Raw genomic sequence first — 13179 nt, forward strand, 5'->3', positions numbered from 1 at the left:
GAATGATCTGAGACCCGTCAAGTGAACAACTAAATAATTAAAATTCTAGGCAGCCTGATTCCGGTATTCTTCTGGAGTCAGGCTGTTTAGTTTTATTTGGTAACGTTGGGTATTGTAGAACTTGATATAGTTTTCGATCATTTCTACAAGTTCTCCATATGTTTCACATTTTAGCCAATAATAACATTCTGTCTTGAAATGACTCCAAAAACTTTCCATTGGTGCGTTATCGATACATTTCCCCACTCGAGACATACTTCTTGTAACACCATGCCTTGAGGTCAACCGAAGATATTCCTTTGAAGTATATTGAAATCCACGATCACTGTGAAGAAGTAGATTAGCTTCATTTAAATGCGTGAATGCTTTTTCTAAAGTCTTCATGACAAGCCGATTATCATTTCTTTTACTAATTTCAAAACTTATGATAGATCCATCGTATAGATCTTTGATCGCACTTAAATAAGCTTTTTGTCCTAAGCCATATTCTAAATAAGTGACATCAGTCACCCACTTTTGATTAGGTCTAGTAGCGGAAAAATCACGACCTAAAGTATTTTCTTCGTAGTTTAAATGTTCTGAACGAGTACAACCTCGGCGTTTGCGACGAATTACTGAATATAAACCAAGGACTCTCATTAAGCGACGAATACGTTTGAAGTTATATTGTTTTTGATACTTTCGATTGATAAGAAGAGTCATTCTTCTAGAACCGTAAATTCCATTTAAAGCATGAAATTCTTTTTTTATGATCTCACTTAACCATTCATTTTCCAAAGTACATTGTGATTTTGGAGCAGTTAAATAACGATAATACCCTGAGCGCGATACATTTAAGATCGCACAAAGGATCCAGAGTTCAATTTGTGGAAACTCTTTAAGAACTTCCTGAATAGCTTTAAAACGCAGATTTTTAGGTATAAAGCTTATCTCCTCCTTTCGAGTTCGTCCAATTTTTTTAAAACGATATTTTCTGCTTCTAGATATTTATTACGTTCTTTCAAACGTAGGATCTCAAGCTTGAGACGCTCAGTTTCAGAAAGAGTCTTATAATCACGATCTTTAACTGTTTTACCACGATTATCGTATAATGCCTTTTCGCCATCTACTTCAAACTTTTTGACCCAATTATAGACTTGGGAATAAGAAACATTATATTTATCGATCGCTTTGTGATAATTCTTATTATTAGCAAGTGTATACTGAACTATTTCGAGCCGTTCCTTAAAAGTAGTTTTACGTCCATGTTTCATTCTATTACGACCTCCAATGGTAGCTTTAAAGCCTTTTCCATTAGTATACAAGTTGATCCATTTACGTAAAACCGAAACACTCGAAATATTGTATTTATCACAAATTTTCTTTGGTGAACGTCCATTTTCTAAATATTCTAGAACCGCAGTTGTTTTTAATTCAACTGAATATTCTTTCCAGGTTCTAGACTCTTTTAAGCCATCTAAACCGCCAGCTTTGTATTTTCTGATCCAATTATCAAATGTATTTTTAGAAATGGTATATTTCCGGCAGATAAAGTACTTACTATATTGTCCACTAAGATACTCGGAGACTGCCTGGTATCTTTCTTCAAGTGTATGTTTAGTAGTTCTTCTAGACATAAAAAATCCCCCTAGAGTGATCACAGAATCTTTATTATTTCCGTGTCCACTCTAGGGGAATCATATCAAAAAATGAGGGAGTGTTTTTTTACATATATTCCTGCAATCCATAAAAATTTCGTGTGGGAGTAGGAGATAACTGAAAAGTTAAAAAGCCAGATCGTGTTATTTTTGCTGGAAGAAAATTGTTAAAATGAATATATCAAAAAGATTTGTAATTATTGAAGAGAGGATATATTCAGGATAGTAGCACCAAGTATTTTTTCATGGCTGGCGATTTTAAATCTTAGTTATGGATCTAATGAAATGGATATTCATCTGGTGTGCGTTCTATTGGAGGAAGAAAAAATGTTGATCAAAAATGAATATGCATCACCGTTGGGAAAAATTGAAATAGTAGCTGATGAAAATTCGGTGAAAGGTGTTTGGTTCAAAAATCAAAAATATTATGGTTCAAAGTATGATCTAGCAACAATTGCTAAAAAGGAAAATAAGGTGATACGCCAAGTTTGGAATTGGTTAGATGACTATTTTTTAGGGAAAAAACCAAAGATCGATAAAGCTCTTTTAAAGCCTGAAGGGACAGCGTTTCAGAAAAAAGTATTTGAGATACTGAGCGAAATACCTTATGGAAAAACAATTACGTATAAAGAAATTGCTAATATGTTAGCTGACAAAGAAGCGGGGAAGAAATTTTTTGCGCGAGCAGTAGGTGGTGCCGTAGGACATAATCCGATAGCTATTTTAATACCTTGTCATAGAGTAGTCGGTAGCGACGGTTCCTTAACTGGTTATGCTGGGGGAATAGAGAAAAAGATAGAATTGTTGACATTAGAAGGTATTGATCTATAGTAAGCAAAAAATTTCAAATTTAGAAAGGAAAGTGTCTATGGTAACAGATGAAGAATGGAAAGCAATTATTGAAAATGATGCAACATACGATGATACTTTTCGTTATGCAGTAAAAACGACTAAAATTTATTGCCGACCCTCATGTAGTTCACGCATACTTAAAAAAGAAAACATTGAAATTTATTACGATCTGAAAGAACCAGAAAATTATGGCTATCGTCCATGTAAAAGATGTCGGCCCAATGATGTTGTTGTAGATGATAATATATGGGTAGAAGAACTATCATATACGGTACACGGATCCCAATCACACTTAAGACATGTCTTAAAAAATAACTAAGATGACACCACAGCAGCGCTTGTTGGAAATCCGGATGGAGTATGCGAAAGATAAACTGCTCAATTCAAATAAAACGGTTGAGCTAATTGCTAATAGTGTTGGTTTCCCTAATGTTTCATACTTTATAAAAAAATTTAGAGATTATTTTGGTGAGTCGCCAAAGCAGTATAGAACAAAAAATGAATAGAGTAAATATAAATTTATTTGGCTGGTTGATCCAACAAGAATACCCTAGATACGAGAGCCCAGCTAATAAAATTGAATTATCAAGTAATTTTACTCATCATGAGGCAAAAGAATTTCACGGTTTAATAGACGAGTTTGCTAAATTATACTTAGGTAATAAAAGAGAAGTGAAGAAAAATTTTCTAATACCAGAAAAAATAATTACTGAGTCAAGCTGAGCACTATTTGTGGTACTCAGCTTTTTTTGAATATCCAAAAAAAGTTGAGTGCAAACTTTACTAAGTTCACGCTCAACTTTTAAATTAAAATGACAAATCAACTGATCTCATCGCTCTTGCGTCTAAAAAGTTTCAGATATGCGAAATATGCAAGATAAATCGCTCCAACTAGTAGCACGATATTTACGAAAAGTCGCAAGGCGTCTGAACTAATGTTAGTGGCAATAAATAAGCTGTATAAATATTGGATACTACCTGCTACGATCCCGGCAATGCTTGTGAAAATGAGCTTATCTTTCATGTGGATCCCTCCGTTCTCGTTCTTTTACTACCCAAAGATATCTTTTTATAGCTTTTTATTAACCGCTTACAACTAAAGTATACCATTTATTTTTAAAATAGTGTACAAGATCAAGCTTTGGAAATATCCAAGGCTTTTATATTTTGTCTGCAGCTGATATACTTTAGTCACTTAGTTGATCTTAAGATTATTTTTGAGATTTTGTGCTTGATTAATACTTTTTCGATAAACATTTCAATTTCTTTCAGCGTGCTATCTATCTGGTAGGGCGTTTTTCAGTGCATCCCTGAGACGTGTTATAATAGCTAGCTGAAATGAGTTCTAGAATTTATAGAAATTGCTAAGAAACCTCTTGTAAATAACAGACTAGTAGTATATGACTTTTAATTGCGATATGACAGCTTGGTTCAAAATAATAAGGTGAGATTCGCCCAACTATTGGTCGATACTAAAAACAAAAAATAGTTGACGCAAGTCTTAAAGTTTGATATTATATTGTCGTTGTATTTGTGCATGCCACAACTGCAACCGCACGTTTTAAGTTTAAGTGCTCGATGAGCCACTACATTACGGCGAGTCTAAGTAAACTACAAGGAGGTGCACATTAATGTACGCAATCATTCAAACAGGCGGTAAGCAACTTAAAGTAGAAGCTGGTCAAGCTATCTACGTTGAAAAGTTGGCTGCTGAAGCAGGTGAAAAAGTAACTTTCGACAAAGTTGTTTTAGTCGGTGGTGAAAACACAGTGATCGGTACACCTTTCGTTGAAGGTGCAACTGTTGAAGGTACTGTTGAAAAGCAAGGTCGTGCTAAGAAAGTTGTTACTTTCAAGTACAAACCTAAGAAACATCAACATACAAAACAAGGTCATCGTCAACCTTACACAAAGGTCGTTATCGATGCTATCAACGCATAATTAATGCGAAAGTAGGCGTTTAGATGATACATGCACATATTACTCAACGTGACGGGATGATCACCGGCTTTGAAATATCTGGGCATGCTGACTCCGGCGCGTATGGACAGGATATCGTTTGTGCGGCTGTTTCGGTACTAGCGATCAATACGATCAATAGTTTAGAAAAGCTTTTACAAATGAAACTTGATCTAGTCTCAAACGAAGCTGAAGGTGGCTACTTAAAGTTGACTTTAGCTAAGAAAGACCAGCAAGATCCGAAAGCGCAACTTCTCTTAGAGAGCTTTAAGCTCGGGCTGACAGATGTGGCGCAGAGTTATCAAGAATATATAACTGTAGATAAATAATTCTGATTCAAGGAGGTGCACGAACTATGTTAATGAACTTACAATTCTTTGCTCATAAAAAGGGTGGTGGTTCCACTTCTAACGGTCGTGACTCACGTTCTAAGCGTTTAGGCGCAAAGAGCGCTGACGGTCAAACAGTTAACGGTGGTGCTATCTTATACCGTCAACGTGGTACACGTATTTACCCAGGTGTTAACGTTGGTATGGGTGGCGACAACACATTATTTGCTAAAGTGGCTGGCGTTGTTAAATTTGAACGCAAAGGTCGCGATAAAAAGCAAGTTTCTGTTTACCCAGTTGCTGAATAATCAGTTGACTTAGAAAACGTCCTATCTCTTGTCTAGCAAGGGATAGGGCGTTTTTTGTTTTTTCTTTAGAAATTTCCTCAATGCTTTTTGACTACAATTTGATTACGATGAGTTGCGTATGCATTCGTAAGTTTCGTGTGAGTGCTTAAGGCTTAGCTCAGCAAGGTACTAAAAAAGATGTGTTATAATAAAAAAATTAAGAACAACGCGTGAGTGTTATTTTACATAGAAAGTTTGAAGTATAATGAAAGAAACAAAAGTTTTTGAACAAGGTAAGAGTAAGTGGTATCAGATCCGGAAAAACGACTTGCCAACGATCGCAAGTTTACGGGCCGACGGGCTTGATCCTGAGATCTTGGCTTATGCGATCGATGAAGATGAAAATGCACACGTTGAGTATGATGCTGAGTCGGGCACTTTACTGCTCGTCTTTAACGTCCCCAAAAAAGACGATACTTTATACGAAGCTAGCCCGATCGCTTTTATCGTCACAAAGGACGCAGTCTATAGTTTTACGACCGACTATACCGACTATATCAATGATTTTATCTCTGGTTTACTCAGTAACGAACCTGAACTAAGTAAACTCAGTCTCGTGTTTAAAACTTTGTATCTATGTGTGCACGCTTATTTTCCGATCATCAAAGATGTCAATAAAAAACGGGCGTATTTAACGACAAAATTAAAGAGTAAAGCTACCAAGCATAACTTACTCGAGCTTTCTGATCTGGGGATCGGGCTAGTTTATATCGTAACTGCGATCGATCAAAATGATCTTTTATTGAACCAACTGAGTAAGCTTGGCTTTTATAAAGATCTGACTGAATCTGAAAAAGAACGTTTAGAAGACGCTCAGATCGAAGCCGACCAAGTTGTAGCGATGGCGCGGGTCGCCGATCAGATCTTAGACGAAGTCGCAGCAACGTATAATAATCTGTTGAATAATAATTTAAATGAGACGATGCGCCTTTTGACGATCTGGTCGCTTTTACTGACTGTCCCGACGATCGTGACTGGTTTTTTTGGGATGAATGTCTTATTACCGTTCAAAGATAGTCCATTTGGCTGGATCTTTATTTTGCTCATCAGCTTGATCTTGTCACTTGGATTACTATTTACGATCTTAAGGAGTATTTAGCTATTGTCGAAAGTGTATTAAGATATAATCAAATACGATATAACTTATCCGTTTTGGTTACGGATGGTTTGAAAGACTATGTAAGGTCTATAATATTTAGTAAGTATTGTTCCTGTATTTTATTGTTGTTCAGGTAAGATAGTGAATGATGATTCTTTGGAAGGTAGTGAAGAGCTTGATACAGGTTCAGAAAATAAAACTTTATCCAAATCAAACTATGAGAAAAATTCTCGATGATTTATGTAATTATCGGAGATATTGTTGGAATCAAGGTTTAGCTTTGTGGAATGATATGTATGAAACTTCGCTAATTCTAAATGATAAGAAGTTGTATCCAAGTGAACGCAAGGTCCGTGATGAATTAGTAGCTAATAAAGAAGATTGGCAATATCACTTATCTGCTCGTTGTTTACAATTAGCGATCTCTGATCTAGGTAAAGCTTGGAAAAACTTTTTTAATAAATCTATGTCTAATTGGGGCAAACCAAAATTTAAGTCTAAGAAAGCTCCTAGACAAGGTTTTAAAACTGATAGGGCTAAGATCATCAATGGGAAATTACGTCTAGATAAACCTCTAGGGATCAAAAGTTGGTATGATATTAGATTCAAAGGTGCTAAGAACTTAGAGGGTGAATTAAAAGTTGTTTCAATTTACTGTGAAAATGGTAAATATTGGGCGAGTTTGCCTTTTGAGGTCGAGATAAAAAAGAAAGATAAAGCCCACTCGAACACCGCGGTTGACGTCAACGTTGGACATCTAAACTATACAAATGGTAAGGTAAACACCTTGCCCGATAATTTGAAACGACTCTATAAACGTATCAAGTATTATCGAAGAAAATTAGCTAGAAAACGTGTTGTGAATGGTAAAAAAGCTACTAAAACAAATAATTACGTTAAGACGAGAGCCAAGTTACAACGTGATCATCGTAAAATAGCCAATATCCAGCATGACATTATCCAAAAATTTACCACAGAATTAGTCATTAATTACGACCAGATAGTGATCGAAGATCTAGAAGTAAAGAAAATGCAGATGACACATGTTGCTTCTAAAGGACTCCAACGTTCATTATTCGGCTACTTTAGACAAGTATTGACTTATAAGGTTGAATGGTATGATAAAAAAGTAGTTTTAGCTGATAAATACTATCCGAGCACCCAACGTTGTTCTAAGTGTGGCTTCATTAAGACTGGTGAAGATAAAGTTGGTCTTAATGGTAATCAAAAGCATAGAACTAAGCATGATGAATATATTTGTTATGAATGTGGTGCGATCATGGATCGAGATGAAAATGCAGTAGCTAATCTTTTAGCTTTATTAAATTAAAAAAGATAACGGGGTGGGCTACACCCTTAGGCTATCAGAGCTAGTCAATGTCATTACCCTCTTGTTAGGATATGGGAATACTAGCGTTGACGGTAGTAAATAAATTAGGAAAGGAAAAGCTATATTTCTTTCTCAAATATGATCATTTGCTACATATGATCATATTTGTTTATATTTATATAGCAGGATCAAATGAAACAGACCGTTTTTATTGTAGAAGACGACCAAACGATCGCACAAGTCATCAGTGACAAATTAACTTCATGGGGACTCGAGTGTGTTTGTGTGACTGATTTTCAAAATGTCAGTGAACAATGTTTAGCCTTAGCTCCGCAGTTAGTTTTAATGGATATCTCGCTTCCATATTTCAATGGTTTTCACTGGTGTCAAGAGATCCGAAAGCACTCAAACGTGCCGTTGATCTTTATCTCTTCGGCTTCTGATCAGATGAATCAGATCATGGCGATGAATCTAGGTGCCGACGATTTTATCGTCAAACCATTTGAGTTGGAACTCTTGAATGCTAAAGTTCAAGCGCTTTTGCGCCGCAGTTATGAATATACGAATGAGATCAATGAAAATAACTATACCTTTGCTAAAACGCAATTTGACCTTGAAAAAAATACGTTGACTAATCAACAAGGAGCAGTCGAATTAACGCCAACTGAAGCTAAGATCTTTTTAGTTTTAGTCAAAGCTAAAGGCCAGCTCGTTCCTAAAAGTCAGATCGTTGAAGCGCTATGGCAAGATGATAGTTTTATCGACAATAATACGTTAGCTGTCAATTTGACACGGATCCGAAAAAAATTAGCACAACTAGGCTTGGCTGAACTCATCAAAACAGTCAAGGGAAAGGGGTACATCCTTGAAGAAAGTGGGTCTGATCAACTTCCTTTATGATCATAAAAGTCTTTATTTGATCTGGGGAGCCTTGCTTTTGATCGAAGTTTTAGTGTTGTATCTTTATGATCAACCGCAGATCATCTTTTGGGATACATTACTTTTTAGCGCTTTTGTGATCTTGCTCGCCTCTTGTATCAAATGGTTTCATTGGCAAAAAAAGCTCCGCCAACTAAATTTATTGAGAGATAATTTTTCGAGTGAACTTCTCCCCAAGAGCCAAGATCAACGAGAACAACTTTATCAAATGATCGCGCGTAACTTAGAACAACAACTGATCACCGAAAATGAACAAGATCGCTTGCAAAAACAAGCGATGTTAGATGATTTTGGGATCTGGCTTCATCAAGTCAAAACGCCAGTTGCCGCGCTAGACCTATTGATCCAGGCAAACGGACGTGATCCAAAGATGCGGGCAGAGCTATTCAAGATCAATGAGTATCTACAGCTCATGCTCAACTATTTACGACAAAATCTGGACAAGAGCGATCTAGTCTTTGAAAAAGTCTCGTTAGCACACTTGACGCGCTCCGTTTTGAAAAAATATGCGCTCTTCTTTTCTGAAAAAGATATCTCATTAGTTTTTAAAGGCGATGATCCGTGGGTCAATACCGATAAAAAATGGCTCGTCTTTATTTTGGAGCAGATCATCTTTAATGCGCTCAAATATACGGAACATGGGACGATCACCGTGACACTTACAGAAAATGAATTACAACTGAGCGATACTGGGATCGGGATCAGAGCCGAAGAACTCCCGCGTGTCTTTGAAAAAGGCTATACCGGCTATAATGGACGGAAAGATCAACGTGCCAGTGGCTTAGGCCTTTATTTATCCAAACAAGTTGCTAAAAAACTTGGCTGTACGATCGCTTTGACTTCGACTGTTGGTCAAGGAACGACAGTCACATTACGTTTTCCCAAAAAACAAAACTTTGACTAAGCTCGTTAAACTTACAAAATCGTAAGGTTAACGAGCTTTTTGTAAGTGGTCGTTAGGCGTTTACCTTGGTATGCTTAATATATCAAGAGATGAGATAGAAAAGGGGTCATAAACATGGAAGAATTATTAAAAGTTGAACACGCACGTAAAGTTTATCAAAGTCGTTTCAAAGGCGTGCAAGTCGAAGCTTTGAAAGATATCCAATTAGAAGTAAAGCAAGGTGAATATACTGCGATCATGGGTGAATCTGGTTCAGGTAAAAGTACTTTGCTAAATATGATCGCAACGTTAGATAAACCAACTTCAGGGCATATTTACTTGAACGGTGACGATCTAACACAGATCAAAGACAAACAAGCTGCTGCTTTTCGGCGTGAGCATTTAGGTTTTGTCTTTCAAGATTTCAACTTGTTAGATACGCTCTCAGTCAAAGATAATATTTTATTACCACTCGTGTTATCTAAAAAAGATATCAAACAGATGAAAGCTAAAGTTCAAAAGCTCGCAACTGAGCTTTTGATCGATAATTTATTAGAAAAATATCCGTATGAACTTTCAGGCGGTCAACGCCAACGGGTCGCGGTGGCGCGGGCGCTGATCACTGAACCAGATCTTTTGTTAGCCGATGAACCAACAGGCGCACTTGATTCTAAGACTTCTGATCAACTGCTCGATACGTTTGAAGCGATCAACCAAAACGGGCAAACGATCTTGATGGTGACCCATAGTTCTTTGGCTGCTAGTCGAGCAAAACGCGTTTTATTCATCAAAGATGGGATCGTCTATCACCAACTTTATCGCGGTGAACTCTCCAAGCAAGCTTTCTTAGAAAAGATCACAGCTACGATGACGTCGCTACTACCACGCTAAGGGGGTGAGAAGATGTTTTATGTTAAATTAGCCACGCAAAATATCAAAAAGAACCGGCAAGCCTTCATGCCATTTTTACTGTCGATGACCTTTTTAGGGGCGTTGAACACCTTGATGTTGATCTTAGCAAATGATCAAGGGTTGACAAAGATGCATGGGGCCGAAGCTTTACAGCAATTATTTGGATTTGGAGCAGTCGTGATCATCATTTTCTCGGTGATCTTTTCGATCTATACGAGTTCGATCTTAGACAAGCAACGTAAAAAAGAACTGGGACTCTATAATATTTTAGGTCTTGGTAAAAGAGAACTTGCGCGCCTGACTTTAGTCGAGATGTTCTTTAGTTTTTTGATCACCGCTGTTTTAGGGATCTTAAGTGGGATCGTTTTTTCACGGATAGCGTATCTTTGTTTGAAAAAACTTCTTGCTATCGGGACGGAATTCAAATTTGTGATCCAACCACAAACGCTTTTCTTAGTTTTAGGGATCATCTTTTTACTGTTTGTTTTTATTTATCTATTGAGTTTAGTAAGTATTTTACGCAGTGATCCGATCAAATTTTTACAAGCTGCTAAAGAAGGTGAACGCGAACCTAAAGCCAAATGGTTCGTAGCTCTACTTGGTTTTGGAGCTTTAGGTTGGGGTTACTACTTAGCTTTGACGATCGAGTCTCCAGTCTCAGCTGTCATCAAATTTTTCTGGGCTGTTTTACTTGTGATCGTCGGGACATATTTCTTATTTACGGCCGGAAGTATCGTGATTTTGAAATTATTGCGTAAAAATGAACGTTACTACTACAATAACAAACACTTTATCCCGCTTTCAGGGATGATCTATCGTATGAAACAAAATGCTGTTGGTCTAGCAAGTATTTGTATTTTGTCGACGATGGTCTTAGTGACGATCGGAACGACTGCAAGCTTGTATTTTGGCGAACAAGACCGGATCGAGCAAAACTTTCCGCGTGACGTGATGATCACAGCGGTGGAAAAAACAGATAAGCTCAAACAAGATGCTAAAGCTTACGCAAAAAAGCAAGGCATGACAGTGACAAATGTGCAACAGCTCAAAGCAAGTGAAGGTCTTCTTTTCTTACGTGAAGGTCAGGGCAAATTAAAGCCGGGCATCCGCGGGAGTTTTTCTCCTAACGATGCCGATCGCGCAGTCAATGTCGTGTTAATGGATCTTATTGATTTTAATCAAGTGACTGGAAGTAGTTATCGGTTAGAGAAAGCTTCAGATATCTTAGTCTATAACAATGATAAATTCAGTGGCAAGACACTTGAGCTTGGGGGCGAAAAACTAAATATCGTCAAGAACTTGCCTCGAGCTGATGAGCTGGGAAATTTAGGCAACGGTGTCACTCCAGCCTACTTAGTAGTTGTCCGCGATCAAAGTGTCTACGATGCATTAGTCAACAAATGGTACACGACAAAAGATATGGAAAATTATAGGACACCGCGTTACTATTTGAACTTTGATATCAAAGGTAGCACTGACAAAGCTAAACGTTTAGCCTTTATCCGTGGTCTGAGTCGTGCACTTGCTAAAGACAATAGTGGTTACGGTGTTGAGTTTAAAGATAGTTACCGCCAAAGTTTAAAGATCTTTGATGGAGGCTTCTTTTTCATCGGGATCATTTTAGGGACAGCCTTTTTACTTGCGACTGCGATGATCATCTACTACAAACAAGTTTCTGAGGGGATGGATGATCATGATCGCTTTGTGATCTTACAAAAAGTCGGCATGGATCGAACTGAAGTCAAACGCGTGATCCATAGCCAGATCATGATGGTCTTCATCTTCCCACTAGCGGTTGCGATCATGCACGTTGGTTTTGCTTTTCCATTGATCAAAAAGATGCTCATCTTATTTGGTTTGAACAACTGGCATTTATATTTGATCGTGACTTTGATCGTGATCGCGATCTTTACGCTGATCTACTACTTAGTTTACCAACTGACAGCTCGGGTTTACTATCGACTGATCGAACGCTGATATGGTAAAATAACGACTTGAAGATAGCCATAGTCGATCACTATGACTATCTTTGATTTTTATCTAAGGGAAAGGAAAAGAGATGGATTTTTTAAAAAAAGGATTAACAGGGTATCAGATCAAACTGTTAGCGATGATCTTTATGTTAGAAGATCATTTGAACATTTATTTAGGGGAAGCGTTACACTGGCCTGCGTGGGTGAGCTTTTTAGGGCGGTTTGTCGCGCCAGCTTTTGTTTTTCTCTTAGTTGAAGGGTATTTTCACACACGCAATAAACGCCTTTACTTAGAACGTTTATTGTTAGGGGCGCTGATCACAGGCGTGGGGAACATCGTCTATAACTTGCTGACTAAAGCATACATTGATCCAATTACGCATACACCGGATTATTTTCTCTTTTTAGGGCCACATAATATCTTCTTGACCCTTGCGATGCAACTGCTTGTCATGTGGTCGTTAGATAATATTTTACAAAAGAAAAGAGTGGGGCTTTCTGTACTAGGTTTTATCAGCAGCTCACTTTTGATGTTGATGTTTGAAGGTGGTATCTATTTATACCCACTGGCCTTGATCTTTTTTTTAGGCAGAAAATACCATCAGAAAAAGCCAATGCTCATCGCAGTTACTGTATGGTGCCTCTTTTTATTAGGAAAAGCGATCTTAAATTATCAAAGTGGGATGACAGGCTCGAGTTCACTTTATGAATATTTGACGTTTGACAGTGAATTTATGATGATCGCAGTCGTACCGCTGATCTGGCTTTATAACGGACAACGGGGTGGGGAAGGGACAAAAGCTGAGAAGTACTTTTTCTACTACTTCTATCCGATCCATCTCTGGTTGATCTATTTAGCCAAAGCGTTTATTTAGCAAAAGCAAAAGACCATTTCTTTGGGCACTAGGGCCCGTCAAGTA

The 13179-nt window shown here is 37.5% G+C and carries 15 protein-coding genes, 1 pseudogene and 1 other annotated feature; of the genes and pseudogenes, 14 read left to right on the top strand and 2 right to left on the bottom strand.

Annotation, left to right across the window (positions count from 1 at the left end; all coding sequences use genetic code 11):
• Window positions 1–45: 45 nt before the first annotated feature.
• Window positions 46–1616, bottom strand: a pseudogene (locus QFX10_RS07745) (IS3 family transposase).
• A 348-nt stretch (window positions 1617–1964) separates the two neighbouring features.
• On the opposite strand from QFX10_RS07745, the gene QFX10_RS07750 reads away from it, so the two are divergent.
• Genes QFX10_RS07750 through QFX10_RS07765 form a run of 4 tightly spaced genes read left to right on the top strand, consistent with a single transcriptional unit; the run spans window position 1965 to window position 3212 of the window.
• On the top strand, window positions 1965–2468 hold the full coding sequence (locus QFX10_RS07750) for a methylated-DNA--[protein]-cysteine S-methyltransferase (RefSeq protein ID WP_280605669.1): 504 nt from the start codon (window positions 1965–1967) through the stop codon (window positions 2466–2468).
• 37 nt (window positions 2469–2505) lie between these two features.
• Window positions 2506–2808 (top strand): Ada metal-binding domain-containing protein, encoded by a 303-nt coding sequence (locus QFX10_RS07755; protein ID WP_280605670.1) that lies wholly within the window; start codon window positions 2506–2508, stop codon window positions 2806–2808.
• 34 nt (window positions 2809–2842) lie between these two features.
• On the top strand, window positions 2843–2995 hold the full coding sequence (locus QFX10_RS07760) for a helix-turn-helix domain-containing protein (RefSeq protein ID WP_280607257.1): 153 nt from the start codon (window positions 2843–2845) through the stop codon (window positions 2993–2995).
• A complete protein-coding gene (locus QFX10_RS07765; protein ID WP_280605671.1) occupies window positions 2958–3212 on the top strand; it encodes a hypothetical protein in 255 nt (84 codons plus the stop codon). The genes QFX10_RS07760 and QFX10_RS07765 overlap by 38 nt, the downstream gene beginning before the upstream one ends.
• 97 nt (window positions 3213–3309) lie before the next feature.
• On the opposite strand, the gene QFX10_RS07770 is transcribed toward QFX10_RS07765, so the two are convergent.
• On the bottom strand, window positions 3310–3513 hold the full coding sequence (locus tag QFX10_RS07770) for a hypothetical protein (RefSeq protein ID WP_280605672.1): 204 nt from the start codon (window positions 3511–3513) through the stop codon (window positions 3310–3312).
• Window positions 3514–4029: 516 nt separating this feature from the next.
• Window positions 4030–4103 (top strand) — a sequence feature (ribosomal protein L21 leader region).
• Between the two features lie 17 nt (window positions 4104–4120).
• On the opposite strand from QFX10_RS07770, the gene rplU reads away from it, so the two are divergent.
• The 10 genes from rplU (at window position 4121) to QFX10_RS07820 (ending at window position 13134) form a co-directional block, all read left to right on the top strand.
• Window positions 4121–4429, top strand: coding sequence for a 50S ribosomal protein L21 (gene rplU, locus QFX10_RS07775; RefSeq protein ID WP_280605673.1), 309 nt, complete (start codon window positions 4121–4123; stop codon window positions 4427–4429).
• A gap of 23 nt (window positions 4430–4452) precedes the next feature.
• Window positions 4453–4776 carry a ribosomal-processing cysteine protease Prp gene (locus tag QFX10_RS07780; RefSeq protein WP_280605674.1) on the top strand — a complete coding sequence of 108 codons (324 nt, stop codon included), beginning with the start codon at window positions 4453–4455 and terminating at the stop codon, window positions 4774–4776.
• 26 nt (window positions 4777–4802) lie between these two features.
• Window positions 4803–5084: a 50S ribosomal protein L27 gene (gene rpmA, locus QFX10_RS07785; RefSeq protein ID WP_280605675.1), complete on the top strand. Its 282-nt coding sequence runs from the start codon at window positions 4803–4805 to the stop codon at window positions 5082–5084.
• A gap of 244 nt (window positions 5085–5328) precedes the next feature.
• A complete protein-coding gene (locus tag QFX10_RS07790; protein ID WP_280605676.1) occupies window positions 5329–6222 on the top strand; it encodes a magnesium transporter CorA family protein in 894 nt (297 codons plus the stop codon).
• 148 nt (window positions 6223–6370) lie between these two features.
• Window positions 6371–7552: an RNA-guided endonuclease InsQ/TnpB family protein gene (locus QFX10_RS07795; RefSeq protein WP_280607258.1), complete on the top strand. Its 1182-nt coding sequence runs from the start codon at window positions 6371–6373 to the stop codon at window positions 7550–7552.
• Window positions 7553–7744: 192 nt separating this feature from the next.
• Window positions 7745–8452, top strand: coding sequence for a response regulator transcription factor (locus QFX10_RS07800; RefSeq protein ID WP_280605677.1), 708 nt, complete (start codon window positions 7745–7747; stop codon window positions 8450–8452).
• Window positions 8427–9395, top strand: a complete 969-nt coding sequence (locus QFX10_RS07805; protein ID WP_367617627.1) for a sensor histidine kinase — start codon at window positions 8427–8429, stop codon at window positions 9393–9395. The genes QFX10_RS07800 and QFX10_RS07805 overlap by 26 nt, the downstream gene beginning before the upstream one ends.
• Before the next feature lie 114 nt (window positions 9396–9509).
• Complete coding sequence (locus QFX10_RS07810; RefSeq protein WP_280605679.1) at window positions 9510–10265, top strand: ABC transporter ATP-binding protein; 756 nt, start codon at window positions 9510–9512, stop codon at window positions 10263–10265.
• Window positions 10266–10277: 12 nt separating this feature from the next.
• Window positions 10278–12263 carry an ABC transporter permease gene (locus tag QFX10_RS07815; protein WP_280605680.1) on the top strand — a complete coding sequence of 662 codons (1986 nt, stop codon included), beginning with the start codon at window positions 10278–10280 and terminating at the stop codon, window positions 12261–12263.
• Window positions 12264–12345: 82 nt separating this feature from the next.
• Complete coding sequence (locus QFX10_RS07820; RefSeq protein ID WP_280605681.1) at window positions 12346–13134, top strand: TraX family protein; 789 nt, start codon at window positions 12346–12348, stop codon at window positions 13132–13134.
• Window positions 13135–13179: the final 45 nt, after the last annotated feature.

The sequence above is a fragment of the Ligilactobacillus faecis genome, from assembly GCF_029889745.1.
Lineage (GTDB): Bacteria > Bacillota > Bacilli > Lactobacillales > Lactobacillaceae > Ligilactobacillus > Ligilactobacillus faecis.

Bases quoted from the DNA above. Each gene is read 5' to 3' on its own strand.
- QFX10_RS07750 (WP_280605669.1), top strand. From the start codon at position 1,965: ATGTTGATCAAAAATGAATATGCATCACCGTTGGGAAAAATTGAAATA.
- QFX10_RS07755 (WP_280605670.1), top strand. From the start codon at position 2,506: ATGGTAACAGATGAAGAATGGAAAGCAATTATTGAAAATGATGCAACA.
- QFX10_RS07760 (WP_280607257.1), top strand. From the start codon at position 2,843: ATGGAGTATGCGAAAGATAAACTGCTCAATTCAAATAAAACGGTTGAG.
- QFX10_RS07770 (WP_280605672.1), bottom strand. From the start codon at position 3,513: ATGAAAGATAAGCTCATTTTCACAAGCATTGCCGGGATCGTAGCAGGT.
- rplU (WP_280605673.1), top strand. From the start codon at position 4,121: ATGTACGCAATCATTCAAACAGGCGGTAAGCAACTTAAAGTAGAAGCT.
- QFX10_RS07780 (WP_280605674.1), top strand. From the start codon at position 4,453: ATGATACATGCACATATTACTCAACGTGACGGGATGATCACCGGCTTT.
- rpmA (WP_280605675.1), top strand. From the start codon at position 4,803: ATGTTAATGAACTTACAATTCTTTGCTCATAAAAAGGGTGGTGGTTCC.
- QFX10_RS07790 (WP_280605676.1), top strand. From the start codon at position 5,329: ATGAAAGAAACAAAAGTTTTTGAACAAGGTAAGAGTAAGTGGTATCAG.
- QFX10_RS07795 (WP_280607258.1), top strand. From the start codon at position 6,371: ATGATTCTTTGGAAGGTAGTGAAGAGCTTGATACAGGTTCAGAAAATA.
- QFX10_RS07800 (WP_280605677.1), top strand. From the start codon at position 7,745: ATGAAACAGACCGTTTTTATTGTAGAAGACGACCAAACGATCGCACAA.
- QFX10_RS07810 (WP_280605679.1), top strand. From the start codon at position 9,510: ATGGAAGAATTATTAAAAGTTGAACACGCACGTAAAGTTTATCAAAGT.
- QFX10_RS07815 (WP_280605680.1), top strand. From the start codon at position 10,278: ATGTTTTATGTTAAATTAGCCACGCAAAATATCAAAAAGAACCGGCAA.
- QFX10_RS07820 (WP_280605681.1), top strand. From the start codon at position 12,346: ATGGATTTTTTAAAAAAAGGATTAACAGGGTATCAGATCAAACTGTTA.